This window comes from Martinezella sp. CNPSo 3957, from assembly GCF_057784395.1.
The window spans coordinates 615,310-640,200 of the sequence record NZ_JBXSOU010000002.1; the positions used below are offsets into that span (position 1 = coordinate 615,310).

The 24,891-nt window shown below is 59.4% G+C and carries 27 protein-coding genes; 11 read left to right on the forward strand and 16 right to left on the reverse strand.

Going from position 1 to position 24,891, the window contains the following annotated elements; all coding sequences use genetic code 11:
- Positions 1-60: 60 nt before the first annotated feature.
- The 5 genes from AC13QE_RS08125 to AC13QE_RS08145 all read left to right on the forward strand — a co-directional run bounded on the left by AC13QE_RS08125 (position 61) and on the right by AC13QE_RS08145 (position 4,724).
- On the forward strand, positions 61-990 hold the full coding sequence (locus AC13QE_RS08125; RefSeq protein ID WP_488483285.1) for a glutaminase: 930 nt from the start codon (positions 61-63) through the stop codon (positions 988-990).
- 61 nt (positions 991-1,051) lie between these two features.
- The gene (gene ttcA, locus AC13QE_RS08130) at positions 1,052-1,939 is read left to right on the forward strand and encodes a tRNA 2-thiocytidine(32) synthetase TtcA (protein ID WP_488483286.1); all 888 of its coding nucleotides are present in this window, start codon (positions 1,052-1,054) and stop codon (positions 1,937-1,939) included.
- 73 nt (positions 1,940-2,012) lie between these two features.
- On the forward strand, positions 2,013-2,840 hold the full coding sequence (locus AC13QE_RS08135) for an inositol monophosphatase family protein (RefSeq protein WP_488483287.1): 828 nt from the start codon (positions 2,013-2,015) through the stop codon (positions 2,838-2,840).
- Between the two features lie 16 nt (positions 2,841-2,856).
- Positions 2,857-3,681: an inositol monophosphatase family protein gene (locus AC13QE_RS08140; protein WP_488483288.1), complete on the forward strand. Its 825-nt coding sequence runs from the start codon at positions 2,857-2,859 to the stop codon at positions 3,679-3,681.
- A 113-nt stretch (positions 3,682-3,794) separates the two neighbouring features.
- Positions 3,795-4,724: an adenylate/guanylate cyclase domain-containing protein gene (locus AC13QE_RS08145; RefSeq protein ID WP_488483289.1), complete on the forward strand. Its 930-nt coding sequence runs from the start codon at positions 3,795-3,797 to the stop codon at positions 4,722-4,724.
- A 19-nt stretch (positions 4,725-4,743) separates the two neighbouring features.
- Here the strand turns inward: AC13QE_RS08145 and AC13QE_RS08150 are convergent, their stop codons facing one another.
- The 3 genes from AC13QE_RS08150 to grxD form a co-directional block, all read right to left on the reverse strand.
- Positions 4,744-6,039, reverse strand: a complete 1,296-nt coding sequence (locus tag AC13QE_RS08150; protein WP_132716773.1) for a multidrug effflux MFS transporter — start codon at positions 6,037-6,039, stop codon at positions 4,744-4,746.
- 13 nt (positions 6,040-6,052) lie between these two features.
- Entirely contained in the window at positions 6,053-7,285 is a 1,233-nt protein-coding gene (locus AC13QE_RS08155) for a multidrug effflux MFS transporter (protein ID WP_132717681.1), read from the reverse strand.
- A gap of 139 nt (positions 7,286-7,424) precedes the next feature.
- A complete protein-coding gene (grxD, locus tag AC13QE_RS08160; protein WP_015340050.1) occupies positions 7,425-7,760 on the reverse strand; it encodes a Grx4 family monothiol glutaredoxin in 336 nt (111 codons plus the stop codon).
- A 380-nt stretch (positions 7,761-8,140) separates the two neighbouring features.
- On the opposite strand from grxD, the gene AC13QE_RS08165 reads away from it, so the two are divergent.
- Together AC13QE_RS08165 and AC13QE_RS08170 are read left to right on the forward strand one after the other, a co-directional pair.
- On the forward strand, positions 8,141-8,443 hold the full coding sequence (locus tag AC13QE_RS08165) for a hypothetical protein (RefSeq protein WP_488483290.1): 303 nt from the start codon (positions 8,141-8,143) through the stop codon (positions 8,441-8,443).
- Between the two features lie 207 nt (positions 8,444-8,650).
- Positions 8,651-9,850, forward strand: coding sequence for a hypothetical protein (locus AC13QE_RS08170; protein ID WP_488483291.1), 1,200 nt, complete (start codon positions 8,651-8,653; stop codon positions 9,848-9,850).
- On the opposite strand, the gene AC13QE_RS08175 is transcribed toward AC13QE_RS08170, so the two are convergent.
- The 4 genes from AC13QE_RS08175 to AC13QE_RS08190 form a co-directional block, all read right to left on the reverse strand.
- Positions 9,836-10,069, reverse strand: a complete 234-nt coding sequence (locus AC13QE_RS08175; protein ID WP_004108912.1) for a BolA family protein — start codon at positions 10,067-10,069, stop codon at positions 9,836-9,838. The two genes, AC13QE_RS08170 and AC13QE_RS08175, sit on opposite strands and share 15 nt — an antisense overlap.
- Before the next feature lie 14 nt (positions 10,070-10,083).
- Entirely contained in the window at positions 10,084-12,315 is a 2,232-nt protein-coding gene (purL, locus tag AC13QE_RS08180; protein WP_488483292.1) for a phosphoribosylformylglycinamidine synthase subunit PurL, read from the reverse strand.
- Positions 12,316-12,485: 170 nt separating this feature from the next.
- The gene (locus AC13QE_RS08185; protein ID WP_488483293.1) at positions 12,486-13,094 is read right to left on the reverse strand and encodes an acyloxyacyl hydrolase; all 609 of its coding nucleotides are present in this window, start codon (positions 13,092-13,094) and stop codon (positions 12,486-12,488) included.
- A 122-nt stretch (positions 13,095-13,216) separates the two neighbouring features.
- Positions 13,217-14,635 carry an aminotransferase-like domain-containing protein gene (locus tag AC13QE_RS08190; RefSeq protein ID WP_132716769.1) on the reverse strand — a complete coding sequence of 473 codons (1,419 nt, stop codon included), beginning with the start codon at positions 14,633-14,635 and terminating at the stop codon, positions 13,217-13,219.
- A gap of 106 nt (positions 14,636-14,741) precedes the next feature.
- Here AC13QE_RS08190 and AC13QE_RS08195 point away from each other — a divergent pair, with 106 nt between their 5' ends.
- A complete protein-coding gene (locus tag AC13QE_RS08195) occupies positions 14,742-14,987 on the forward strand; it encodes a DUF1127 domain-containing protein (RefSeq protein ID WP_488483294.1) in 246 nt (81 codons plus the stop codon).
- A gap of 277 nt (positions 14,988-15,264) precedes the next feature.
- Complete coding sequence (locus AC13QE_RS08200) at positions 15,265-16,146, forward strand: AraC family transcriptional regulator (RefSeq protein WP_488483295.1); 882 nt, start codon at positions 15,265-15,267, stop codon at positions 16,144-16,146.
- A gap of 130 nt (positions 16,147-16,276) precedes the next feature.
- Here AC13QE_RS08200 and AC13QE_RS08205 read toward each other — a convergent pair whose 3' ends face one another.
- The 5 genes from AC13QE_RS08205 to AC13QE_RS08225 form a co-directional block, all read right to left on the reverse strand.
- On the reverse strand, positions 16,277-16,684 hold the full coding sequence (locus AC13QE_RS08205) for a hypothetical protein (protein ID WP_132716766.1): 408 nt from the start codon (positions 16,682-16,684) through the stop codon (positions 16,277-16,279).
- A gap of 109 nt (positions 16,685-16,793) precedes the next feature.
- Entirely contained in the window at positions 16,794-17,465 is a 672-nt protein-coding gene (purQ, locus tag AC13QE_RS08210; RefSeq protein ID WP_488483296.1) for a phosphoribosylformylglycinamidine synthase subunit PurQ, read from the reverse strand.
- 103 nt (positions 17,466-17,568) lie between these two features.
- Positions 17,569-17,811 (reverse strand): phosphoribosylformylglycinamidine synthase subunit PurS, encoded by a 243-nt coding sequence (gene purS, locus AC13QE_RS08215; protein WP_069613006.1) that lies wholly within the window; start codon positions 17,809-17,811, stop codon positions 17,569-17,571.
- A 17-nt stretch (positions 17,812-17,828) separates the two neighbouring features.
- Positions 17,829-18,593, reverse strand: a complete 765-nt coding sequence (gene purC / locus AC13QE_RS08220; RefSeq protein WP_015340039.1) for a phosphoribosylaminoimidazolesuccinocarboxamide synthase — start codon at positions 18,591-18,593, stop codon at positions 17,829-17,831.
- 266 nt (positions 18,594-18,859) lie between these two features.
- Positions 18,860-19,414 carry an RBBP9/YdeN family alpha/beta hydrolase gene (locus AC13QE_RS08225; protein WP_092716524.1) on the reverse strand — a complete coding sequence of 185 codons (555 nt, stop codon included), beginning with the start codon at positions 19,412-19,414 and terminating at the stop codon, positions 18,860-18,862.
- 169 nt (positions 19,415-19,583) lie between these two features.
- Between AC13QE_RS08225 and AC13QE_RS08230 the strand changes: the two genes are divergently transcribed.
- Both AC13QE_RS08230 and AC13QE_RS08235 read left to right on the forward strand, forming a co-directional pair.
- Positions 19,584-20,384, forward strand: a complete 801-nt coding sequence (locus AC13QE_RS08230) for a DUF2189 domain-containing protein (protein ID WP_488483297.1) — start codon at positions 19,584-19,586, stop codon at positions 20,382-20,384.
- Positions 20,385-20,470: 86 nt separating this feature from the next.
- Positions 20,471-20,986 (forward strand): low affinity iron permease family protein, encoded by a 516-nt coding sequence (locus AC13QE_RS08235; protein ID WP_488483298.1) that lies wholly within the window; start codon positions 20,471-20,473, stop codon positions 20,984-20,986.
- On the opposite strand, the gene purB is transcribed toward AC13QE_RS08235, so the two are convergent.
- From purB to AC13QE_RS08255, 4 genes are all read right to left on the reverse strand, one after another.
- Entirely contained in the window at positions 20,967-22,268 is a 1,302-nt protein-coding gene (purB, locus tag AC13QE_RS08240) for an adenylosuccinate lyase (RefSeq protein ID WP_488483299.1), read from the reverse strand. The genes AC13QE_RS08235 and purB overlap by 20 nt on opposite strands.
- Positions 22,269-22,370: 102 nt before the next feature.
- Positions 22,371-22,892, reverse strand: a complete 522-nt coding sequence (locus AC13QE_RS08245) for a hypothetical protein (protein WP_488483300.1) — start codon at positions 22,890-22,892, stop codon at positions 22,371-22,373.
- Positions 22,879-23,565: a ribulose-phosphate 3-epimerase gene (rpe, locus tag AC13QE_RS08250; RefSeq protein ID WP_112334753.1), complete on the reverse strand. Its 687-nt coding sequence runs from the start codon at positions 23,563-23,565 to the stop codon at positions 22,879-22,881. Before rpe ends, AC13QE_RS08245 begins: the two co-directional genes overlap by 14 nt.
- Before the next feature lie 82 nt (positions 23,566-23,647).
- On the reverse strand, positions 23,648-24,727 hold the full coding sequence (locus tag AC13QE_RS08255; protein WP_488483301.1) for an ABC transporter substrate-binding protein: 1,080 nt from the start codon (positions 24,725-24,727) through the stop codon (positions 23,648-23,650).
- Positions 24,728-24,891: the final 164 nt, after the last annotated feature.

The following is a 24,891-nucleotide window of genomic DNA, read 5'->3' on the forward strand; positions in this document are numbered from 1 at the left end:
CTTTCTTGATGAATGAAAAGCCGCTCGGTTCGAGCGGCTTTTTTGTCTTTGGAGCGCCTCATGACGGATTTGCAGGCTATTCTCGACGGCATTCACAATGAGCTTTCGCCGCGCATCGGTGAGGGCAAGGTTGCCGATTACATTCCGGAGTTGGCAAAGGTTGATCCGAAGCAGTTCGGAATGGCAATCGCGACTGTCGACGGCAAAGTCTACAGCATCGGTGATGCCGGCGTTCCTTTCTCCATCCAAAGTATCTCGAAGGTCTTCATGCTGACCCTGGCGCTCGGCAAGGTCGGCGAGAGCTTGTGGAATCGTGTAGGGCGCGAACCATCTGGCACGGCTTTCAACTCCATCGTCCAGTTGGAGCGGGAAGAGGGTATTCCCCGCAATCCCTTCGTCAATGCAGGTGCCATCGCTGTCAGCGATGTCGTACTCGCTGGACACGAGCCGCGCGAGGCGATCGGCGAGCTGCTGCGCTTCGTCCGTTATGTGGCCGACGACGAGACGATCAGCATCGATGACAGCGTGGCGCGTTCGGAGACGCAGACGGGCTTCCGCAATTTCGCGCTCGCCAATTTCATGCGCGCGTATGGCAATATCCACCATCCGGTCGAGCATGTGCTCGGTGTCTATTTCCATCAATGTGCGCTTTCCATGAGCTGCCGGCAGCTTGCCAAGGCGGGGCTCTATCTCGCCGCACGCGGCAGCAATCCGATCACCGGGCACTCCGTCGTCTCGCCGAAGCGGGCGCGGCGCATCAATGCGCTGATGCTGACCTGCGGGCATTATGATGGCTCGGGGGATTTCGCCTATCACGTCGGCCTTCCGGGCAAGAGCGGCGTCGGCGGCGGCATCCTGGCCGTGGCGCCGGGCATTGGCTCGATCGCCGTCTGGTCGCCGGGCCTGAACAAGGTCGGCAATTCGCAGCTCGGTGCCGTGGCATTGGAAATGCTGGCGGCCCGCACCGGCTGGTCCGTATTCGGTGATTGATACCCATGTCTTCTCGTCCCGCTTTCTGCTATCAGCGTGGCGAGATCCAAGGAATGACGGAATGAATATCGCGACCACGGTGAAAGACGACATCGATATCGAGGCTGAAGATGGCGGCTCTGCCGCGCGTCCGATGTTTTCCGATGCGCCGCGCTCCGTTTCCTTCAACAAGCTTCGCAAGCGCCTGTTGCGGCAGGTACGCCAGGCTATGGAAGACTTCCAGATGCTGAAGGGCCAGAAGCGCTGGCTGGTTGGCCTTTCCGGAGGCAAGGATTCCTATGGTCTGCTGGCGCTCCTGCTTGACCTGAAATGGCGCGGTTTGCTGCCGGTGGAAATCATCGCCTGCAATCTCGATCAGGGCCAGCCGAATTTCCCGAAGCATATTCTGCCCGAATATCTCACCAAGATCGGCGTTGAGCATCGCATCGAGTATCGCGACACCTATTCGATCGTGAAGGCGAAGGTGCCGGAGGGGGCAACCTATTGCTCGCTCTGTTCGCGCCTGCGCCGCGGCAACCTCTACCGCATCGCCCGCGAGGAGGGCTGCGATGCGCTGGTGCTGGGCCATCATCGCGAGGATATTCTCGAAACCTTTTTCATGAACTTCTTCCATGGCGGCCGGCTGGCCTCCATGCCGGCGAAGCTGCTCAACGACGAAGGCGACTTGATGCTTCTGCGTCCGCTCGCCTATGCCGCCGAGGACGATCTTGCCAAATTTGCTGCCGCCATGCAGTTTCCGATCATCCCGTGCGATCTCTGCGGCTCGCAGGATGGGCTGCAGCGTAATGCCATGAAGGATATGCTCGCCGATATCGAACGGCGCATGCCCGGCCGCAAGGATACGATGTTGCGCGCCCTGGCGCATGTGAACCCTTCCCACCTGCTCGACCCGAAACTGTTCGATTTCGCTGGGTTGATGACACAGGGGTCTTCCAGCGATCCAATGTAAATTCAGGGCTTTTGCCACACCGATGTCATCGAATCGGGCATAAGAGGAAGCCCTTTCAAAACAGAGGCTTCCTATGAATTTCTCCGATGCTGATTTCGACTATGTGATGACGATTGTTGCCGAAGCGGCGTCAAAGGAAATCATGCTGCGTTTCCGCAATCTAGACGCTGGCGACATATCGGAAAAGACTTCCGCTATCGACCTCGTGACCGAGGCGGATCTTCTAGCCGAGCGGCACATCACCGCGGCGTTGAAGACACGGTTTCCAAAGGCCGTCATAGTGGGCGAAGAAGCCTATGAGGCCGACAAGTCTGTCGTGCCGACGCTGGCACATGCGGAATTGGCTTTCACCATCGATCCTGTGGATGGCACCTTCAATTTCGCTGCCGGACTGCCTGTCTTCGGGACGATCATCGCTATCATCGCCAATGGCGAGACGATCGCCAGCATCATCCACGATCCTGTGCTTGGCGACACCCTGACCGCCATGAAAGGCGGCGGCACTTTCCTGCGCCGGCAAACCGGGCAAGTGAGGCGGCTTGCCGTCGCCGCACCGGCGTCTTTGAATGCGATGACGGGCGCCATATCCTGGGGGCATATGGATGAGCCCGAGCGGTCACGCATCTGTGGCAATCTATCGAAGACCCGTATGGCTTTCTCTCTCAACTGCTCGGCCTACGAATATTGGATGGTGGCGTCGGGCAAATGGCATTTCATTGGCCATTCCAAATTGATGCCATGGGATCATCTGGCCGGCGTGCTGGCGCATCAGGAAGCGGGCGGCTATACCGCCAAATTCGATGGTACGCCCTACAAGCCCGGCGAAACGACCGGCGGCATCATTTCTGCGCCTGACGAGGAAAGCTGGCGGATGATCCGCCGCGAGATCATCGGCGCCTGACGCGAAAGGAAAAAGCATGACATCGCTCGTTGACGTTACCACGCTTGCTCATGTGCTGCGCCGCGCGGCGCAGACGGAGATCCTGCCGCGTTTTCGCAGGCTCGGCAGCGACGATATCCGCGCCAAGAGCGAGGCGACCGACTTGGTAACGGAGGCCGACGAGCGGGCCGAGCGCATGATCAAGGCAGAGGTTTCGCGCCTCTGGCCCGAGGCGCTGTTCATCGGCGAGGAATCGGTTGCGGCCGACCCCTCGCTACTGAAGAAGCTGCAGGATGCCGATCTTGCCATCATCGTCGATCCCGTCGACGGCACGTTCAACTTTGCTGCCGGCATTCCAGCCTTCGGCGTCATGGCTTCGGTGGTCTCGAAGGGGGAAACCGTTGCCGGCATCATCTTCGATCCGATGGGTGATGACTGGGTGCTGGCGGAGCGCGGCAGCGGTGCATGGCTGCGTCGGCCTGATGGTGAGATGCTGCGTCTAAACGTTGCTCCCTCCGTCCCGCTGGAAGAGCTGGTCGGCATGGCGGCCACCGGTTTTCTGCCGAAGGAAAAGCGTGCGGAGGTCATGGGTAATCTCGCCAAGGTGCGCTACACGACCTGCTATCGCTGCGCGGCGCATGAATACCGCACGCTTGCGGGCGGCTATGTGCATTATCTCATGTACAACAAGCTGATGCCTTGGGATCACCTTGCGGGATCGCTGATCTCGGCCGAAGCCGGAGCCTATGTCTGCCGTTTCGACGGTTCGCCCTATTTGCCGCATCACCTCGATGGCGGGCTCCTTGTCGCGGTGGACAAGGACACATGGGAGCTGCTGCGGCGCGAAGTCTTCACTCTTTGAGGGGAACCACGCCACGATAGCCGGCGCGGCCTCTTGGAAAGTGACAGCCGGAGGGCTATCTTTGCTCCAACAGGCAAGAGCCTTGGTCGGCGCTTGCCGCGGGGATGAGACAGATGTCCGAGACGAGCCGCAAGCTGACCACCATCTTCTGCGCCGATGTGCAGGATTATACGCGCCTCATGGGAAAGGACGAGGAGGGGACGCTTTCAACCCTTCGTCGTTACCGCGATGCGATGAAACGGCTGATCGAAGCCCACGGCGGCCGGGTCATCAACACCTGGGGCGATGGCGTCTTCGCCGAGTTTCCAAGCGTCGTCGAGGCCGTGCGCGCTGCGATCGACACGCAGAACGAGCTTGCCGGCTACAATGCCGTAATCAATCCCGACAAGCAGATGCTCTTTCGCATCGGCCTCAATCTCGGTGATGTGATCGCCGATGGCGACGATCTCTATGGAGACGGCGTCAATATTGCCGCCCGGCTGCAGTCGCGCGCTGCTCCAGGTGGCATCGTCATTTCCAACACCGTCTATGATCAGGTCCGCAACAAGGTGGCGGTCGGTTTCGATTTTCTCGGGCAGCTCGAGGTCAAAAACATCGAAGGCGGCGTGCCGAGCTATGCAGTGCGGATCGGCGGCGTGCAGGTTGTCGACACTACATCCGGTTATCGGTCCGCCCCGGAGCCAACTCCTGTGCAGGCGCCGAAACCTGCGTTGGGGGTACCCGTGCCGCAAGACTGGCGGCGGAGCTATGGCAGCGCCCTCATCGTCTGCATCGCACTTGCCATCATCAATGGGCTAACCTGGGATGGCGAGTTCTGGGCGAAATGGCCCATACTTGTGATCCTATGGGTTGCTGCGGTCCGCTACGCCCGCAGCAACAGGCAGATCGATATGGCGATTGCCAGCCTTGTCATCACCGGCATCGGCATCGTGGCGATCAATCTTTTCACCTGGCACGGCACGCCTTGGGCGATGTGGCCGCTCTTCGGGCTTGCGATCGCCGCTGCGTTGCGCTGGGTCAGCCGGCCGCGCAGCGGTGTTTAATTCATGAAGTCACGTCGCTCTAGACGTGCCCCATGCCCGGCTCCAGCGCCGGCGTATCGCCGGGATGGGTGAAAAGCTTGCCGCGTTCCGCCCACAGCGTTGCGACGATCGACAGCGCGCCAAATATGGTGAAGCCGGCAAGCAGCGGCTGTGCAGTGCCATCGAACATCTGGCCGACGACGCCGCCAAGCAGGACGCCGACTGTCGTGGAGACCGAGCTGGTGATGGCGGCTGCCGTTCCCGCCAGGTGTCCCATCGGCTCCAGGCTGATGGCCATGCAGTTGGTGGTGATGACGGCGAACATCATCAGCATGACCGAGATCAGTACATAAATGAAGGTGAAGCTCGGCTGGCCGAACATGCCGACGATGTAGCCGATAGCGCCTAAAACGGTGAAAACGATCATGGCGGCATGGGAAATGCGGCGCATGCCAAAGCTGCGAACGAAATAGCCATTGGCGAATTGTGCGACGGCGGTGCCTGCGGCCGTTGCCGCAAAGGCGATCGGGAACGTGTCCCCAAGGCCGTAGACTTCGCCGAAGACCTGCTGCACGGAGACGATGTAGGCGCAGATAATGCCGGTATAGAGCGTCAGCCCGATCATGTAGCCGCAGGTGATGCGGTTAGTCAGCACCGTCTTGAAGCCTGAAAGAACCGACGAAACAGAAAGCGGCAGGCGCTCTTCAGCGGGCAGCGTCTCCTTCATACGGAAGAAAGCGACCAGGAAGAGGGCGGCGCTGACGATGCCGAGCAGGATGAAGATCCATTGCCAGTTCGAATAGGCAACGATCATCTGGCCGACGAAGGGCGCGACCATCGGCATGATCATGAATACGATCATGACATAGGACATGACGCGGGCCATTTCGCGACCGCCGAAGCAATCGCGGACGATGGCGAGCGTGGTGATGCGCACGGCCGCAGCGCCAACGCCCTGGGCAAAGCGCATGGCAAGCAAGGCAAACAGGCTGCCGCTCCAGGCCGCGGCAAACAGCGTCACCGTATAGAAGGCAAGACCGCCAAGCAGGATGTATCGTCGGCCATAGGTGTCCGACAGGCTGCCGAAGAAAAGCTGACAGATGCCGAATCCGAGGAAATAAACGCCTATGACGAGCTGGATGTCGTTCGGGTTGGCGACATTGAGCGACTGGCCGATATTCGGCAGCGCCGGCAGCATGCTGTCGATGCCCATGGAAATGCTGGCTGTCATCAAGGCGATCGTGAGGATGAATTCCACGATGCCAAGACCGATGCGGCTGGAGCCGGACTGCACGGGCGGCTGAGCCGGCGACTGGGATTGAGGCGGGGTTGTCATTCGAATATGCCTGTCAATGTAAAGCGAGAGACTGATCGGCCGGAGGCGGCGCATTGTGCGGGCGGAAGAGGCGTCCCCTTTCGGCGATCACCACGAACACCAGACCGATCAGCGAAACGGTGAAGTAGCCGATGACCATCGGCGTTGCCGTACCGTTGAAATACTGGCCGATACCGGCGCCAATCGAGGCGCCGCCGACCGTGCTCATGAAGCCGAGCACGGAGGAGGCGGTGCCGGCGACATGGCCGAGCGGCTCCATGGCGAGAGAATTGAAATTCGAGCCGATCCAGCCGAACTGGAACATTGCCAGCGCGAAAAACAGCATGAACAGTGGGAAGGGCATCGGTGCCGGGCCATAGAGCTGCACCAGCATCCAAATGAAGGTGATGAAGGAGAAGCCGAGCAATGCCGCATGGGAAAGTCGCCGCATGCCGAAACGGCCGACGAGCTGTGAGTTTATGAAGGAGGACAGCGCCATGAAAAGCGCCACGCCGCCAAAGGCAACCGGCGTGTACACGCCCAGCCCGTAAATGCCGCTATAGATCTGCTGCGCCGAATTGATGAAGCCGAACAGCGCTCCGAAAAGGAACGTGCTGGCCAAGGTGTAACAGAGCGCCACGCGGTTCGTCAGAACTATCCTGAAGCCGGAGGCTACCGATCTGATGGTCAGCGGACGGACATTTTCCGGCTTCAAGGTCTCCGGAAGCCGGAAATACATCCAGAGACCGACGAGCGTCGCCATGGTGCCGATGAAGACGAAGATCATGTGCCAGGTGCTGACGAGCATGATGATCTGGCCGCTTCCCGGCGCGATGACCGGAACGATCATGAATACCATCATGATCAGCGACATCACTTCGGCCATCAGGCGGCCGCCGAAGACGTCACGGACGATGGAAATGGTGATGACGCGCGTCGCTGCTGATCCTAGACCTTGGATGAAGCGGAGCGCTAGGAGGCCGGCAAAAGACGGGATAAGGGCAATGCCGAACGCGGAGATGACGTAAACGGTCAGGCCGATCAACAGGGGCAGGCGGCGGCCGAAGCGATCCGACAGGGGGCCGTAGATGAGCTGCGCCGAGCCGAAGCCAATCAGATAGGCCGTCACCACATATTGCCGATGATTCTCGTTCATCACGCCGAGGCTGGAGCCGATCTGCTGCAATGCGGGGAGCATGATGTCGATGGCAAGCGAATTGATCGCCATCAGAAAGGCCGCGAGTACGATGAACTCGCGTTTGCCCATGGGCAGCTGCCCCTGGGACATGGCCTGGGATGAAGTCGTCACGGTTTTATTCCCATAAACATGTCAAGGCGCCGCCCGGCGGCAGCGCCCAATTGATCAAATTTAACTATGGAAACCGGACGAGGAGCCCGGTGCCCGGTCAGGCGGCGCCGCGAACGCTGATGCCGTGTTCCTGAAGGTGTTGCTGCAACTCGCCCGCCTGGAACATCTCGCGCACGATATCGCAGCCGCCGATGAATTCGCCCTTCACGTAAAGCTGCGGGATGGTCGGCCAGTTGGAGTAGTCCTTGATGCCCTGGCGAATCTCGGCATCGGCAAGGACATTGATGCCCTTATAGTCGACGCCGATATAGTCGAGAATCTGGACCACCTGGCCGGAGAAGCCACACTGCGGGAACTGGGGCGTGCCTTTCATGAAAAGAACGACGTCGTTGTTCTTAACTTCATTATCGATGAATTCGTGAATGCCGCTCATTGTCCAGTTCCTTTCACATGCGGGGTCAAGGTCCGCAGCGTTACATCTGTCCCTTAAATAGCAAGCAGCCGACAAGATTTCCAGCCGCAAAACATGCGCATCGTTTTTTTCATCGCATGAATGGACTCGCGGATTTACGACGTGGGACGACAGCGAATAGGCCCTATTGAGCTGATTTTCTGAACAGTGCGTTTTGAAAACGAACCTTCAACTCCGCGCCTGAACAACACACATAAATTTGAAGCAAGGGACGGTTAGTATTAGTCTGCTATCTAATTTACAAACGATCGGTATGTTTGTAAAAGTGTTTCGATTGATGCGATTTGGCGCGTATCGGTCCCTTGTGAGCATTGCAGTCGCATTTTGAGGGAGCGGACACCATGAGCCACCACCATTATTCAGACGGGCAGGTTGGTGAAGAGCGCGAATTTTATAGCTCTGTAGACACCAGCGAAGGCGAGCGGGAATATTTCGAGCACGTGCGCACGCCAAGAGCATCGATCCTGAATAGCGCCGTGACTGTTAGTGCCATCGTCCTTATATTGAGCATCGCTTTCGGCTATCGTGCCGCGACCGCCCCGACACAGCAGCGGATGGCGTCTCCTATCGCCGAAAAAATCATGATTGCTCCACCGGTAGACTCATGTGCAGAGGCTTCTCCATATCCTCGCCATGAATGCTGAGATATGCCGTGCTGCCACAATATGGCACGTCAGCGGGCGGGATTCTTGGGAACAGGCTTTTTTCTGCCCACGGCAACGATCGTAAACGTTTGATTCCAGACTTTTTTATTTTCAGCAGATTATATTGCTCCGCCATGAAAAAGCCGGCAGTTCGTGGTCATGGCCATCTTCAGTTGCGTTTGGCGCGTCCCGGGGACAGACTATAATATGAATCCTATCAAGAAGAGGGTGGTTCTCCACTTCCCTGGCTTCGAGCCGCTGGATGCTGCCGCACATCGGGCTCGTTACGAGCGTACCGCGCGGCAGAGCGCCGCCGCCTGGGATTTCACCGCGTCAGTGAATGAGATGAAGAATTTCGGCCGTGCGCCGTATTTCGATGTCACGGCGACGGCTGCGGACTGGCATACGCAAAGCCGCATTCACATCGTCGATCACAACGATCTGGTTGCCACGCTGAACGGGAGGCCATTCTTCACACGGTTGATGCAGGGCTATCTTGCGGCAGCAAAAGTTGCCGCTTCGGGCGGCATGACCGGCTATTTCCGTCATGCATGGCGCTTCGGCCTGTTCTTTATCTTTCCCTTTCTGCTGATGCTTGCGGGGCTGATTCTCAGCCTGTCGATCGCGATTGCGCCAATCCTTTTCGGGCTGCCGGCCTGGAGTCATATCGGCAGCATCGCGCTCGCAGTCGCCTTTTTCGTCTATGTTTTCCTGCCGCAAGCCGAAAAGCTGCATACTCTGCATCTCTTTTCCGATTGGGAGATGGCGGTCGCGATGGCGGGTTTAAACGGAATAGGCGCAGAACAGTGGCTGGAAGCGAGCGCCGTCAGCGTCCGGCAAGCCTTGGATGAGCCCGACGTCGAAGAGTTCGTCATCTCCTCGCATAGCATGGGCTCGTCCGTGGCAGCTCACGTGGTCGGCCTATTGCTGGAGCGCGAGCCGGACCTGCTGCAAGGCAAGCGCGTGGTGTTTACGACCCTCGGCAGTGCCATCCTGCAATGTGCTCTCATGCGGCCGGCAAAGGTGTTGCGCTCACGTGTGGGATTGATCGCGCGCTGCAAGGACATCTTCTGGCTCGACGTTCACTGTCTGACCGATGCAATCCATTTTTATAAGGCGAAAGTCGCGGCTGTTTGCGGCCATGAGGATGTCCGGCAGGCTTCGATCCTCTTCGTGCGCTTCAAGCAGATGCTGTCGGAAAAGCACTACAAGAAGATCAAGCGGGATTTCCTGCGAGTTCACCGGCAATATGTGCTCGGTCCCGATCTCAGGGCCTTCTTCGATTTCACGCTGATGACAGCCGGTCCGTTGCCGGCTGCGGATTTCGCTGAATTCTCAGTGAAGAGATTGCCGGAGCTGAGCTTCAACTCCGGCGAAGCGGCGCAGGCGCTCTCAGTCGGGCGCTGACGTCTGCAGCGCGAGGGCGTGCAGAACACCGCCCATATTGCCCTTCAGGGCATCATAGACCATCTGGTGCTGCTGCACGCGGCTCTTGCCGCGGAAGGCTTCCGCGACAACTTCGGCTGCATAGTGATCGCCATCCCCGGCCAGGTCGCGAATCGTCACCTTGGCGCCGGGAATGCCGGCCTTGATCATGTCTTCGATATCGCCGGGGTTCATGGGCATAAGTGGTACCTCGATTATTCAGCAGCGGCGAGCGCGCCGCCATCCATGAAGGCAGGAAACCACGATTCATGCGCCTCACGCAACTGTTCAACCGGAAGCGTTAACAACCCATCGATAACGAGTGCATCGCCGCCGATCGTTCCGAGACGGCGGAAGGGGATGCCGGCGCTTTCAGCATTGATGCAGACGAAATCCGCGACATCGGCCGGAACGGCGATGACGTAGCGGGCCTGATCCTCGCCGAAAAGTGCCGCATGCGGCAGGGTCTTGTGTTCGGAGAGATCAATGTTCAGGCCCTTGCCGGATGCCATCGCCATTTCCGCGAGTGCCAACGCCAGTCCGCCGGACGATATGTCGTGGCAGGCCGAGACCTGGCCATTGCGGATGGCGGAGCGGACGAAATCGCCGTTGCGGCGCTCGGCAAAGAGATCGACTTCCGGAGCCGGGCCGTCGGTCGAGCCGAGGATGTCGCGGAGATAGATCGAGGAGCCGAGATGGCTGCCGTCGACGCCGATCATCAGAACGTGGTCACCTTCCGAAGCGGAGCCGATGCGGGCCATCGCCTTCCAATCCGGCAATAGGCCGACGCCTGCGATCGTTGGGGTCGGCAGGATGGCAACGCCATTGGTCTCGTTGTAGAGCGAGACATTGCCGGAGACGATCGGGAAATCCAGCGCGCGGCAGGCTTCGCCGATGCCTTTAATCGCGCCAACGAACTGGCCCATGATCTCGGGCTTTTCCGGATTGCCGAAGTTCAGATTGTCGGTCGCGGCCAGCGGCTCGGCACCGGTTGCGGTGATGTTGCGCCAGCATTCGGCGACGGCCTGCTTGCCACCTTCGAAGGGATCAGCTTCGACATAGCGCGGCGTGACGTCGGAGGAGAAGGCGAGAGCCTTGGTCGCATGGCCTTCGACGCGGACGACGCCGGCGTCGCCGCCTGGAAGCTGCAGCGAATTGCCTTGGATCAAGGTGTCGTACTGCTCGTAGACCCAGCGGCGGCTGGACTGGTTGGCAGAGCCAATGAGCTTCAGCAGAGCCTGACCGTAATCTTCCGGCGCGGCAACCAGATCAGCGGGCAGGGCGGCGCGCTTGTCGGATTCCCGCCACGGACGATCATACTCCGGAGCCTGGTCACCCAGATCCTTGATCGGCAGATTTGCAACTTCCTCGCCCTGATGGATGACCCGGAAACGCAGGTCGTCAGTCGTCTTGCCGACGATGGCGAAATCCAGGCCCCATTTGACAAAGATCGCCTTCGCCACCGCTTCCTTTTCCGGCTGCAGCACCATGAGCATGCGCTCCTGGCTTTCCGAGAGCATCATTTCATAGGCCGTCATCCGCTCTTCGCGCACCGGCACCTTGTCGAGATCGAGCTCGATGCCGAGGTCGCCCTTGGCGCCCATTTCGACGGCGGAGCAGGTAAGGCCAGCCGCACCCATGTCCTGGATGGCGATAACGGCGCCTGTCTGCATCAGTTCCAGGCAGGCTTCCAGCAGGCACTTTTCCGTGAAGGGGTCGCCGACTTGAACGGTCGGGCGCTTTTCCTCGATCGATTCGTCGAATTCGGCAGATGCCATGGTCGCGCCGCCGACGCCGTCACGGCCGGTCTTCGCGCCGAGATAGACGACCGGCAGTCCGACGCCCTTGGCTTCCGAAAGGAAGATCGCATTGGACTTGGCAAGACCGGCCGCAAAGGCGTTGACCAGGATATTGCCGTTGTAGCGCGCATCGAACTCGACTTCGCCGCCGACAGTCGGAACGCCGAAGGAATTGCCATAGCCGCCAACGCCGGCAACGACGCCGGAGACGAGGTGGCGGGTCTTCGGATGATCCGGTTCGCCGAAGCGCAAGGCGTTCATGGCAGCGACCGGGCGAGCGCCCATGGTGAAGACGTCGCGCAGGATGCCGCCGACGCCTGTGGCAGCACCCTGATACGGCTCGATGTAGGACGGATGGTTGTGGCTCTCCATCTTGAAGACGACGCAATCGCCGTCATCGATATCGACCACGCCGGCATTTTCGCCCGGCCCCTGAATGACGCGCGGTCCTTGGGTCGGCAGGGTGCGGAGCCACTTCTTGGAGGACTTGTACGAGCAGTGCTCGTTCCACATGGCCGAAAAGATGCCGAGCTCGGTGAACGTGGGCTCGCGGCCGATCAGATCCAGAATGCGCTGATATTCATCCGACTTCAGGCCGTGGGCGGCAATCAGTTCGGGGGTGATCTGGATCGTATTGGAAATGGTCATGGGCGCTCGAGTGTCCTTGCCTGTAAAGGATTTGAAGACCGGTCAGGGATCGGGGTCTCTTTAGCGCAACTCTCCCTGTCGTGCGACAGGAAAATCACCGGCGTTCACAACACGCCGGTATGGATGTAGCGAAAATCAAGCGCGCGGCCATGGGCGGCCGCTTCGCAAGGTCAGAATTTATAGCCGACCATGATGCCGGCGCGCGTCATGCCGCCGTTAGGCCCATCGCAAAGATTGGCATGCGACGAGTGCGCGATCTGCGCCATTACGTTCCAATGATTGTCGAAATTGTAGCCGAGGCCGGCATATTCGTGGAAGAGCAGGCGGCAGCCGAGCATCGGACCATGCTCTCGCCAGTCGTCCAGGTTGCCGGTGTGCACCGTGCCGCCGAAGCCGAGTTCGGTGAAGATGCCGTTGCTATTTGTGAGCGTCCAGGAAAGGCCGCCATAGACCTGCGTCGCGGAGCCAGACGTACCAATCGACGTGCCTACATGGATACGAGGATGGGTCAGCTGATCCTTCCAGTCGGCGGTCGGATTGTAGCCGAACGGATTGAAGAGGACCTGAACATCCGGGAAGACACCGCTTTCGTGCTCGTTGCCGCTCTGGACGGAGCCGCTTGCGCCAAAACGCAGTTCGTCGAAGATCTTGACTTGAGGGGCGGGTGTCGCCGCCACTGTGTCGGCGGCGATTGCGGTCGATTGACCCGCAACGAATATCGAACTGACTGTCAGAAAACTCAAAACTAAACGCTTGCTGAAAAAGCCTGCAATAGCCATGCGCTCCCCCTAGTGTAGCGGGCGAATCCTCACGTTCATTGATAGAATGGTAGCGTGCTAAGTGTCGAGGCGGCGAATGCGCATTTAGGCAAGATGTCTGTCGATAAATTGATAAGGCTTGCTTAAATGTGACTATCGTAACCCGATGAGCCGTTTTCCAACAACCTGCGTAATGTCATGAACCCGGCGGCAACATCTTTTCGCTGTGGTGGTGACGAAAAGGCGACGCGGACGCGATGATAGACCCTATCGATTCGGGCGGCCTTGAATTCATCCTCGTCATCGATGAGCACGCCTTCGGAGAGGGCTGCATTCTTGAAGGTACCCGAAAGCCAGGGTTCCGGCAGCTTCAGCCACAGGAATGGCAGATGTGGATGCGAATTGAACTCGAAGCCCGATAACGCCTCACGTGCCAATTGCTCACGGGCGTTAATCTCTTCGACGGACTTGCGGCGCAGTTCCAGGGCATGACCGCCGAGCACGAGCCGCGCGCAGGTTTCGGCCAATATGAAAGGCAAGCCGCCTGTCGTCATCTTGTGCGTGACCTTGATGCGCTGAGCGAAATGCGGCGGGCAAGCGACCCAGCCGCCGCGCACGCCGGCTGTCACCGATTTCGACAGGCTGCTGACGACGAACGTCCGCTCCGGCGCAATGGCCGCCATCAGCGGGTTCTGGTCGCCGGTCATGCCGCCGTAGAGGTCGTCCTCGATCAGCCATACGCTGTGGCGGCGGGCAATGGCGGCAATCGCCCGGCGTCTTGCCTCCGGCATCGTCACCAGTGTGGGATTATGGGCTGTCGGCATCAGGAAGGCGAGGCGCGGATGCTGCTGTTGGCAGAGACGTTCGAAATCCTCCGGGATCATCCCGTGCTCGTCCGAATCCACGAGGATCGAGCGCCTTCCGAGCAGGCGCGCGGCGCGGCTGATCTGCGTATAGGTGAGGTTCTCGAAGACAATCTTGTCGCCCGGCGAGGTGACGGCGGAAATGACTGCTATAGCGGCGGCGTGCGCGCCGAGCGTCGGCACGATCGTCTCGATTGCCGGCTTCCAGCCGTTTCGGGCGAGCCAGATCTGCCCAGCCTCAAACCAGTTTGCCGGGAAGTTCCTTGAATAGGAAGAGATCTCGGATTGGTGCTCGCTGCTGATGTCGGCGAAAAGCTTGCCGATGATGGTGCCCTGGCCGATGTCGGGAGCGGCGGTCGTGTCGAAGCGGATCTTGGCGTCGGGTGTGTTCAGGCCGCGGGTACCGGCAAGCGCCTGCGTGATCGGATCGACAAGCTCGATCTGCTTGCCGTTCGAACGCTCGAGAACATAGGTACCGCGGCCGACTTCGCCAGCGACGAGGCCGCGTTCATGCACAAGGGCATAGGCCCGGCTGACCGTGCCGATGGTAACGCCGATATCATAGGCGAGATTGCGCTGCGGCGGCAGCTTCGTGCCCGGCGGCAAGACGCCATGCGTGATCGCATTCTCGATGCTGTCGGCGACACGGATGTAAACCGGGCCGGTTCCGCTCGAAATGTCGGGGAGCCAATTTGTCATAATGACAATTTCCTAGATTGTCCCTGTTGTTGAGTCAAGAGTATGAGTCAATTTGTATCGTTTGGCTCGGTACATCAAAATTGTCATCATCGTCTGGAAATGAAAAATGAGCACAATGGGTACAATCTGTTCGGCCGAGGCGGGAGACGCCCGTTCGGTGAACATGGAGAGTGCGGCGGCGCAGCCAAGGCCGCATGTCGTGCGTCGGCTTTGGGCACTTTACCAGCATTGGCAGGAGAAGCGCGAAGGACGGCGGGTTCTGAGGGATCTGACAGATGACCAGTTAGTCGACATCGGTCTGACGCGCCGCCAGGCGGTCAAAGAGGTCAACAAGTCGTTCTTTTGGGATTGAGAAGGGTTGGCATTAACTCATAGACGTGCAACCACAGCCATGACGAGACGAGCTGGATCGGAAAGCCCCGGGCGTCGACAGCGGATTGGATCTTGGTCGTGAGTCCGTGTCGTGATCGATCGAGACAATGATTTGCCCTCGATATACTTCGTCCACAAATTGGGCATGCCCGTAAATGGTCCTTGGCGATATTCTGCAAAGCTTGACAAAACAGCAAGATCGGTCGAGCGCGCCTTGCCTGCGTACGCCTAAATGATGTGGCCACGCAGGAGAGACGATGAAGACGGCGCTTCACAACTATCGGGCACGAATGCTGCGAGTGCTGGACCACATCGACCGGCATCTTGACAGTGATCTGGACTTGGAAACGGTGAGCGATATTGCGGCCTTTTCGAAGTTCCATTTCCATCGGCAATTTACGGCGACCTTCGGGTTGTCCGCACATCGCTATATCCAGCTTGCCCGCCTGAAACGTGCGTCGCACCGGTTGGCCTACACGGACGACCAAAGCGTCACGGACATAGCGATGGATGCCGGCTATGACGCACCGGACGCCTTCGCCCGCGCCTTTCGGCAAAGGTTCGGGCAATCGCCTTCGTCGTTCCGAAAGTCTCCGGACTGGGAGCCGTGGCTTGCGGCCTTAGGGCCTTTCGACAACGCAAGGAGCACGCTCATGCAGAAGACCTTTACCTTTGACGACGTAACAATCCGCGAGGTGCCGGTGACGCCGGTAGCGATCATGGAGCATCGGGGCGACCCGGCGACGATCGGCACCACCATCAAGCGGTTCATCGCGTGGCGTAAGGCCGCTGGCCTGCCTCCGAAGACAAATCCGACCTTCAATGTCTGGCGTTCCGAGCGGCGCCCCGCGTCGCCAGCGGATTATAGCATGGACCTCTGTGTCGGGACCGACCAGCCGATCGAGACGAACGGCGAGGAGATCACCGTCGGTGAGATCCCCGGCGGGCGCTGCGCGGTCCTGCGTGTGGTCGGCAACACCGACAATCTGGAGCCAGCCGCGCTCTATCTTTATCGCGACTGGCTTCCAGCCAGCGGCGAGGAAGCGCGGGACTTCCCGATCTATTGCCAGCGGCTAGCCTTCTTCCCGGAGGTGGCGGAACATGAAACGGTCGCGGAACTGTTTTTGCCGCTGAAATGACGGCCTCCGACGACAGCCTGTCCCTTCCGATCGCAAGAAGTGGGCACGTGGACAATGATCCCTAAGATTAAGGGCACGTCATGCGTCGGCTGCGGGATAGCTTGAAACAGATAAACCTAAGGCTTGCGGCTTAGCTGCAGGCCTTCGATCCCCCAGCCCAGCGATTGACGTCGCCGGTGATGCGGCCGCCGGAGGCGCCTGACATCATCGGACCGAAAGCCTGCAGCTGTGCGGGATTGCCTTCCGCCTGCACAACGAGCGATGGCCTGCCGGTCGGATGCTTCTTGTCGACCACGAGGATGCGCGGGCGACCGGTAAAGGAATTGAGCTCGGGAGCGAGCTGATAGCTGGCAAACGCCGGATCCGAAGACTTGAACCAGCATGCATTGGCGTTGAGCATGATGCGTTCCATCGTCGACAGGGCGCTATGATCGGTCGCAATGATGCTCGGCGGGCGCGGGCCGCAAGAGGTGACCAATAACCCAAGCATCGCGATAGCGGCGGCGGAGTAAAGTCCTGTCAGGAGGCGAGGGCGCATCAATCTCTTTCCAATAAGGCGGTGGGGCTGGTCTGCCGGGTCGCATTCCGGCGCCCTGCTGTTCGATCCAAAAACGCCGATTTTATGGTTCTGATAGCGGGCTGGCCTATCAGGCCGCGATCACGCCAAGCGCGGACGCAAAGAGGCCACGGCCATCGCTACCGCCATGGGCTGCCTCGATCAGATTTTCTGGATGTGGCATCATGCCAAGCACATTGCCCTTGGCGTTCATGACACCGGCGATGTCGTTGACCGAGCCGTTCGGGTTGGTGCCTTCGGCATAGCGGAAGACCACCTGGCCATTGTCTTCGATTGCCTTCAGCGTTTCGGCATCGGCGAAATAGTTGCCGTCGTGATGTGCGACCGGGCTGCGGATGATCTGACCCTTGGCATAGGCGGCCGTGAAGTCCGTTTCGGCATTGACGACTTCCAGCTTCACTTCGCGGCAGACGAATTTCAGCGAGGCGTTGCGCATCAGCGCGCCCGGCAGCATGCCGGCTTCGAGCAGGATCTGGAAACCGTTGCAGACGCCCAAAACCTTGACGCCCTTGTCGGCCTTGTCTCTAATCGCCTGCATAATCGGCATGCGGGCGGCGATCGCGCCGCAGCGCAGATAATCGCCGTAGGAAAAGCCGCCGGGAATGACGATCAGGTCAACATCCGGGATTTCGGTCTCCGTCTGCCAGACCGTCACGGGCGCATGGCCGGAAATCTTGGTCAGCGCCGCGATCATGTCGCGATCGCGATTGAGGCCGGGGAGTTGGACGACTGCTGATTTCATGATGCTGTTCCCGCAATAGGCGACGAGTAATCGCTGGAATGTGCTTCGTGAGCCATACTTCATTGTCTTAAACAAAGGAAGGATGGCTCGCGAAAGAGGACAATCAGTCGATCGAAATGCTGAAATTCTCGATGACCGTATTGGCGAGAAGCTTCTCGCACATGGCCTTCAGATCGGCTTCGGCCTTGTTCTTGTCGGTGCCTTCAAGCTCGAGATCGAAGACCTTGCCCTGGCGGACCTGATGGACGCCGTCAAAGCCGAGTGCGCCAAGCGCGCCTTCGATTGCCTTGCCCTGCGGATCGAGAACGCCGTTCTTCAGCGTGACGGTTACACGAGCCTTGATCACGATTGTCCTTTCTGAACTTACTTGACGAGAACCGGGCCCGTGCCGCGCACGGGTTCGTTTTCATTGATGATGCCGAGGCGGCGCGCCACTTCCGAATAGGCTTCGAGCAGGCCGCCCATGTCGCGACGGAAGCGGTCCTTGTCCATCTTTTCGTGGGTTTCGATGTCCCAGAGACGGCAAGAGTCCGGCGAGATTTCGTCGGCGAGGATGATGCGCATCATGTCGCCTTCGAACAGGCGGCCGCATTCGATCTTGAAATCGACGAGCTGGATGCCGACGCCGAGAAAAAGGCCGGTCATGAAGTCGTTCACGCGGATGGCGAGCGCCATAATGTCATCGAGCTCGGCCGGATTGGCCCAGCCGAAGGCGGTGATGTGCTCTTCGGAGACCATCGGATCTTCGAGCGCATCGGACTTATAGTAGAATTCGATGATCGAGCGGGGCAGGACCACGCCTTCCTCGATGCCGAGGCGCTTTGCGAGCGAGCCGGCGGCGACGTTGCGCACGACGATCTCGAGCGGAATCATCTCCACTTCCTTGATCAGCTGCTCGCGCATGTTGAGGCGGCGGATGAAATGGGTGGGAATGCCGATCTTGTTCAGATGGCTGAAGATATATTCGCAGATGCGATTGTTCAGAACACCCTTGCCATCGATGACTTCGTGCTTCTTCTTGTTGAAGGCGGTGGCGTCGTCCTTGAAGAACTGGATCAGCGTGCCCGGCTCAGGCCCCTCGTAAAGGATCTTGGCCTTGCCCTCGTAAATACGGCGGCGACGGTTCATTGGTATTCTTCTCTGTCTTTGGCGCTCATGGGACAGCGCAAGTGGATCGTATGTGGGCGTCCCCATAACGGATAAGAAGCGAATTCACAATCCGCCTGCGCCTCCTTCCTCGGAATTCCGGCCTCGGCGGGGTGCCAATGCCAGATTCGGGGTCCAGTCATGACCTGTTTTACAGGTTTTTATCTGACGATGGAATGAAGGTGCCGGGTACTTCACAGGCTAGTAAGGCGAGGCATGCCTCTATTCATCGTCAGTCAGCAATAATACTACGGCTTCAGCTGGCTGAGAAACTTCGAAAAGACCATTGTGCCTTCCGGCCAGGGGCCGTGACCGGATTCGGTATTGATATGGCCGGATTCGCCTGCGTCGATCAGTAGCGAGCCCCAGCTGTTGGCAATATCGTCGGCATGCTCATAGGTGCCGAAGGGATCGTTGCGGCTGGCAATCGTGATCGACGGGAACGGCAGGGGATCGCGCGGGTAGGGACCGAAGGTCATCAGATGCTTTGGCCGGATGCCAGGATTGGCGACATCCGGCGGCGCGACCAGGAAGGCGCCTGCGACCTTGTTTCGGAAATGCGGGATTGCATGGATCACCGAGGGAACGCCGAGGGAATGCGCGACCAGCACGACGGGCTTGTCCGAGGCATTCACTTCTTCCGCAATGCGGGCCACCCAATCGTCGCGCACGGGCTTCGACCATTCAGCCTGTTCCACGCGCCGCGCGGTCGAGAGCTTCTGCTCCCAACGGGTCTGCCAGTGGTCGGGGCCGGAATTCGTATAGCCGGGGATGATGAGGATGTTTGCGTCGGAGGCTTTCATGATTTCGCCGATGTGGAAAAGGGGAGCCCAACTGTCAAGGGAAAAAGGCGACAATTGCGGCAAAATTTGCTATGATTACCGCTGCCGGTAGCGAATGACGATGTCGGTGACCCGTTTTGCCGCCATCTTGCACCGCCAACCGAGCGCTACGGTTGAGGAGGAGAGCATTATGACGGCCTTTCACGTCATGGCTGGAGCAGACCACACTTTTAAGCGTCCGGCCATCCGTAAGATCGCTATCGCCGATCTCGTCGATGCCCTGAAAATGGGACTGGACGATTTCAGCGAAAAACCATCGCATTATGTCTTCCTGTGCCTGATGTATCCGATTGCTGGCATTGCCCTGGCGATATGGAGCACCGACCAAAATCTGCTGCCACTGCTGTTTCCGCTGATGTCCGGTTTTGCCCTGCTCGGACCCTTGGCCGCGATCGGTCTCTACGAGATCAGCAGGCGGCGGGAAAAGGGGCTGGATACGTCGTGGAGCCATGCGTTCGACGTGCGCTTCTCGTCAGCCTTGCCGTCGATCATCGTCGCCGGCCTCATGCTGTTCGGCCTGTTCATCGTCTGGCTCGTCGTGGCGCAGAATATCTACTTCTTCTATTTTGGCGACGGTGTTTCCCCGACGCTTTCATCTTTCGTATCGAGCGTTCTGACGACGCGCGAAGGTATGGCGATGATGCTTTGGGGCGATCTGATCGGGTTTATCTTTGCACTCGTCGCACTGACGACCACGGTCGTTACTTTCCAGCTGCTGCTGGACCGTGACGTCGGGGTCGTCGCGGCGATCGATGCAAGTATACGGGCGACGCTGATCAATCCGGTGCCGATTGCGGTTTGGGGGCTAATAGTGGCGGCGCTGCTGGTTGTCGGCACCATTCCGATCTTTGCGGGTCTGGCAGTCGTCATGCCGATCCTAGGCCATGCCTCCTGGCATCTCTATCGCAAGCTGATCGTAGCTGAAGATTAGGAGGACCGGCTTAGGAGGCAGGCCGCTATTGTTGGAACCGCGGCGCGGTTTTTGACGTTGATCCGCGTCACAAGGAGATGCGGATCATGGTGCGACTTACCCATATTTTCACCCGTTTCGCAGTTGTGGTTTCGGAATGGACTGGCAAGCCGGTCATTTTCGTGCTGGCGCTGCTTTCGGTGGTTCTTTGGGGAGCCACCGGGCCAATCTTCGGTTACTCCGACACATGGCAGCTGGTCATCAACACCAGCACGACGATCGTCACCTTCCTGATGGTTTTTCTGCTCCAGAATGCACAGACGCGCGATACGCGAGCCATCCAGGCCAAGCTCAACGAACTGATCCTGACGAGCGCGGCCGAGAACCGCTTTGTCGGGATCGAGAATCTTGACGAAGAGGATTTGAAGCACCTCGACCGGCTGGTCGAAAAGGCGGCGAAGCGCGAACCTGAACAACATCAGGACAAGGCTGGCGAGAGCATCGAGTGTGACCGCGCTATCGCGGCCACAGCCGCCAACAACAGAAAGAGGCGGCGCGTCAGCCGCACCGCCTCAAGCAAAGCAAAACCGGAAACGGAAAACTCTAGCCGAAAACCCGCTTGAAGATCGTGTCGACATGCTTGGTGTGATAGCCAAGGTCGAATTTTTCGCGGATATCTGCTTCCGAGAGAGCCGCACGCACTTCCTGGTCGGCCAGCAATTCCTCGAGGAAGTCCTTGCCTTCCTCCCAAACCTTCATGGCGTTGCGCTGGACGAGCCGATAGGAATCCTCGCGGGAGACGCCGGCCTGGGTCAGCGCCAGCAGCACGCGCTGTGAATGAACAAGCCCGCGGAACTTGTTCAGATTCTTCATCATATTGTCCGGGTAGACGAGAAGCTTGTCGATGACGCTGGTGATGCGGGCCAGCGCGAAATCGAGCGTGACGGTCGCGTCCGGGCCGATCATGCGCTCGACGGAGGAGTGCGAGATATCGCGCTCATGCCAGAGAGCGACATTTTCCATGGCCGGGATCGAATAGGAGCGAACCATGCGGGCGAGGCCCGTCAGGTTTTCCGTCAGCACCGGATTGCGCTTGTGCGGCATGGCGGAAGAGCCCTTCTGGCCCGGTGAGAAATATTCTTCGGCTTCCAGAACTTCCGTGCGCTGCAGATGGCGGATTTCGGTGGCGAGGCGCTCGATCGAAGAGGCGACGACGCCGAGTGTAGCGAAGAACATCGCATGACGGTCGCGTGGGATGACCTGGGTCGAGACCGGCTCGGGCTTCAGGCCCAGGGCGGCGGCGACATGCTCCTCGACGCGCGGATCGATATTGGCGAAGGTGCCGACGGCGCCGGAGATCGCGCAGGTGGCGACTTCCTCGCGCGCGGCGATCAGGCGCTGCCTGCAGCGCTCGAATTCGGCATAGGCGAGCGCCAGCTTGACGCCGAAGGTGGTGGGTTCGGCGTGGATGCCGTGCGAGCGGCCGATGGTGACGGTGTCCTTATGCTCGAAGGCACGGCGCTTCAGGGCTTCCAGCAGCTTGTCGATATCGGCGATGAGCAGGTCGCTGGCGCGCACGAGCTGGACGTTGAAGCAGGTATCGAGCACGTCGGAGGAGGTCATGCCCTGGTGCACGAAACGGGCGTCCGGCCCGACGATTTCGGCCAGATGCGTCAGGAAGGCGATGACGTCGTGCTTAGTGACGGCCTCGATCTCGTCGATACGGGCGACGTCGAACGTGGCCTTGCCACCCTTTTCCCAGATGGTGTCGGCTGCAGACTTCGGAATGACGCCGAGAGCGGCCAGCGCGTCACAGGCATGGGCCTCGATCTCGAACCAGATACGGAACTTGGTTTCGGGAGACCAGATGGCGACCATTTCCGGTCGGGAGTAGCGCGGGATCATAGGCTCAAAGCTTTCTTGGCTGACGGAAAGGGAGAACTCGGCGCCCCCATAACAAAGACGGGCGGCAATCACAATGTTTCATGGGCACAATGTTTCAGGGCCTCAATCTCTCTGCCGCGCAAGATAGGCCGAAACAACGATCAGGCATAGCAGGCCGAGCGGCAAAAACAGGGTAAGGCCGAGGACGGCGAACTGGTAGACGGCGCTGGCGCCGGTGAACAGGAACTGGAAGATCCAGATAAGCGAGCCGAATGGCGCATGCCAGCGCGAATAGAACCAGCGATAGTCCATGGCGAAAAGGAAGGCCGTCATCGCCGCGGTGCCGATGGAGAGGGCCAGAAAGAAGGCGGCAAAACGCGCGCCGGTCGGCCGCTGGCGGGCAAAACGCCGGGTGAGCGGCACAAGGATGGGCCAGGCGAGGGCGCCGCCGAAGAAGTAGATGAGGGTGAGGGCGGTGATGTGGCTGGTCAGAAGGCCATTGCGAAAATAGAGGGTGACAAGTGCCGAGGCGGCCATGGCCGCGCCCCAGCCGACCGCGCCAGCGAAGACTTCCAAGCAATGCGAGGCGACGGTCCGTCCCCGGTCCGTCGCTATTAGAACATTGGTTGGATTAGTTTGATCCAACGCGGCCTCGTTCGGCGGCCGCCCGGAGATCGCCTACCGTCTGACGGTAGGCGTCGACCGATTCGCCTTTGAAGATCGCCGAACCAGCAACAAGGACGTTGGCACCGGAAGCGGTGATCAGAGGGGCTGTTTCAACCGAGACGCCGCCATCAACTTCCAATTCGATCGGACGATCACCGATCAGGGACTTGGCGCTGCGGATTTTATCAGCCATGGCAGGGATGAACTTCTGGCCGCCGAAGCCCGGATTGACTGACATGATCAGGATCAGGTCGATATCGTCGAGGACGTTTTCCAGCACGGAAAGCGGCGTTGCCGGATTGAGGGTGACACCGACCTTTTTGCCGAGATGACGGATGGTCTGCAGCGAGCGATGCAGATGCACGCCGGCTTCTGCATGGACCGTGATGCGATCGCATCCGGCCTTGGCGAAGGCTTCCAGATAGGGATCGGCCGGCGAGATCATCAGATGGCAGTCGAAAGTGGCTGTCGTGTAAGGGCGCAGCGCCTTGATGACATCGGCGCCGAAGGAGATGTTCGGCACGAAATGGCCGTCCATGACATCGAGATGGATCCAGTCGGCGCCGGCTTCGGTCACATCCTTGACTTCCTGCCCGAGCTTGGCGAAGTCGGCGGCGAGAATGGAAGGGGCAATACGGATCGGCAAGGTCATGGGTGGCTGAGCTCCAACTGATTATTTCGCGCCTGGATTAGCACCGCTGCAACGGGCAAACAACCGCCAGAACAGCTTGCCATCAGTTCGATGGCGTCACCGGCACGAAGGCGTTGCCACGCCATTCCAGCAGGCGATAGGGGTTTTCGGTCAATTCGTGGTTTTGTCCGAATGAGATTTGTCCGATCACCGTCTGGAAAACTGTCCCCACGAACTTTTCGGCAACGGGCTTATTGTCCGCCTTGGCGCCGTCGGCTGCCTGGCTGGCAATCTGAGCCGCTGCTGCAGCCGGTAGGATATATCCGTCAGGTTCGATGCCACCTGCGCGCATCGCCTGCACAGTGGGCTGGGCTGCCGGCAGGCTGGCATAGTCGGGTAGCGCAATTGCCTGCACGCCCTCCAGCAGGGGCAGGGGCTGATCTGCGGCGCGCATGGCATCGCCGCCCATCAGGACCAGCTGGATGTTCTCGCTCTTCGCGTCGCGGGCGATCACGGCGACATCGCTGCGATCGCCGCCGACGAAGACGCGTGTTGCCCCTGCCTTCTTCAGGCGTCGCACGAGGGCGATCTGTTGGTCCTGTCCGGGACGATAGGTATCGGTGAAAACAGGCTTCAGACCTTTTTCCTCAAGCGCGTTGCGGATCGCGCCGACCAGTTCGCGGCCGTGTATCGTGCCGTCATCGATCAGCGCCATCGGCTCTGCCGCCCAGTTCTTCAGAATGGTATCGATTGCCACGGCCGCCTCGGCGCTATCGACCGGAGCGAGGCGGAACAGGGGCCAGCCGTTCTTCAACGCATCTTCCATGAGAATGCGCGAGCGAACGGAAACGGTGATGACGGGAATGCCGGCATCCTTGAGGCGCGGCAGCGCGCCCTCGAGAGTTTCTGTGCAGAGAAAGCCGATTGCGACTTGTGCTTTGGCAGCCACCAGAGCTTCAGCGGCGGCCCGGCCGCCATCCTCCGTACAAGGCTCGTTGACGACAGTTGCCGTATCCTTTTGGGCCTGGATCTGGAAATTTGCGCCGGCTATTATCTCTGCCCCGAGCGCTGCGAAATTACCGTCCTGCGGTGCCACGACGCCGATGTGAATTCCTGCGGCATAGCTGCTGCCGGCTGCCGAAAGCAGCGCAAACAGGAGCGGAAGGCGGCGCAGAACGTTCATCGATGGAGTATCCCGGACAATTTTCCTGCCCTATTTATCCGTCTGCAGGGCATCGTCAAAGAAAAAGCAGCAAAATCACTCTGTTTTCAATAATGCTATTGTAGAAAAGCTAACATCTGATCGTCATATTGAATGGCGGGCAAGCACGCCTCAACAAAGGGAGA

Excerpts from the sequence above, each read along its gene's own strand:
- AC13QE_RS08225 (WP_092716524.1), bottom strand. The coding sequence starts at position 19,414 with ATGAAAGCCTCCGACGCAAACATCCTCATCATCCCCGGCTATACGAAT.
- AC13QE_RS08150 (WP_132716773.1), bottom strand. The coding sequence starts at position 6,039 with ATGACAACCCCGCCTCAATCCCAGTCGCCGGCTCAGCCGCCCGTGCAG.
- AC13QE_RS08125 (WP_488483285.1), top strand. The coding sequence starts at position 61 with ATGACGGATTTGCAGGCTATTCTCGACGGCATTCACAATGAGCTTTCG.
- AC13QE_RS08170 (WP_488483291.1), top strand. The coding sequence starts at position 8,651 with ATGAATCCTATCAAGAAGAGGGTGGTTCTCCACTTCCCTGGCTTCGAG.
- AC13QE_RS08185 (WP_488483293.1), bottom strand. The coding sequence starts at position 13,094 with ATGGCTATTGCAGGCTTTTTCAGCAAGCGTTTAGTTTTGAGTTTTCTG.
- AC13QE_RS08200 (WP_488483295.1), top strand. The coding sequence starts at position 15,265 with ATGAAGACGGCGCTTCACAACTATCGGGCACGAATGCTGCGAGTGCTG.
- purB (WP_488483299.1), bottom strand. The coding sequence starts at position 22,268 with ATGATCCCGCGCTACTCCCGACCGGAAATGGTCGCCATCTGGTCTCCC.
- AC13QE_RS08165 (WP_488483290.1), top strand. The coding sequence starts at position 8,141 with ATGAGCCACCACCATTATTCAGACGGGCAGGTTGGTGAAGAGCGCGAA.
- AC13QE_RS08135 (WP_488483287.1), top strand. The coding sequence starts at position 2,013 with ATGAATTTCTCCGATGCTGATTTCGACTATGTGATGACGATTGTTGCC.
- AC13QE_RS08145 (WP_488483289.1), top strand. The coding sequence starts at position 3,795 with ATGTCCGAGACGAGCCGCAAGCTGACCACCATCTTCTGCGCCGATGTG.
- AC13QE_RS08140 (WP_488483288.1), top strand. The coding sequence starts at position 2,857 with ATGACATCGCTCGTTGACGTTACCACGCTTGCTCATGTGCTGCGCCGC.
- ttcA (WP_488483286.1), top strand. The coding sequence starts at position 1,052 with ATGAATATCGCGACCACGGTGAAAGACGACATCGATATCGAGGCTGAA.
- AC13QE_RS08205 (WP_132716766.1), bottom strand. The coding sequence starts at position 16,684 with ATGCGCCCTCGCCTCCTGACAGGACTTTACTCCGCCGCCGCTATCGCG.
- purQ (WP_488483296.1), bottom strand. The coding sequence starts at position 17,465 with ATGAAATCAGCAGTCGTCCAACTCCCCGGCCTCAATCGCGATCGCGAC.
- AC13QE_RS08255 (WP_488483301.1), bottom strand. The coding sequence starts at position 24,727 with ATGAACGTTCTGCGCCGCCTTCCGCTCCTGTTTGCGCTGCTTTCGGCA.
- purC (WP_015340039.1), bottom strand. The coding sequence starts at position 18,593 with ATGAACCGTCGCCGCCGTATTTACGAGGGCAAGGCCAAGATCCTTTAC.
- AC13QE_RS08230 (WP_488483297.1), top strand. The coding sequence starts at position 19,584 with ATGACGGCCTTTCACGTCATGGCTGGAGCAGACCACACTTTTAAGCGT.
- AC13QE_RS08155 (WP_132717681.1), bottom strand. The coding sequence starts at position 7,285 with ATGGGCAAACGCGAGTTCATCGTACTCGCGGCCTTTCTGATGGCGATC.
- rpe (WP_112334753.1), bottom strand. The coding sequence starts at position 23,565 with ATGACCTTGCCGATCCGTATTGCCCCTTCCATTCTCGCCGCCGACTTC.
- purL (WP_488483292.1), bottom strand. The coding sequence starts at position 12,315 with ATGACCATTTCCAATACGATCCAGATCACCCCCGAACTGATTGCCGCC.
- AC13QE_RS08175 (WP_004108912.1), bottom strand. The coding sequence starts at position 10,069 with ATGCCCATGAACCCCGGCGATATCGAAGACATGATCAAGGCCGGCATT.
- AC13QE_RS08195 (WP_488483294.1), top strand. The coding sequence starts at position 14,742 with ATGAGCACAATGGGTACAATCTGTTCGGCCGAGGCGGGAGACGCCCGT.
- AC13QE_RS08190 (WP_132716769.1), bottom strand. The coding sequence starts at position 14,635 with ATGACAAATTGGCTCCCCGACATTTCGAGCGGAACCGGCCCGGTTTAC.
- AC13QE_RS08235 (WP_488483298.1), top strand. The coding sequence starts at position 20,471 with ATGGTGCGACTTACCCATATTTTCACCCGTTTCGCAGTTGTGGTTTCG.
- grxD (WP_015340050.1), bottom strand. The coding sequence starts at position 7,760 with ATGAGCGGCATTCACGAATTCATCGATAATGAAGTTAAGAACAACGAC.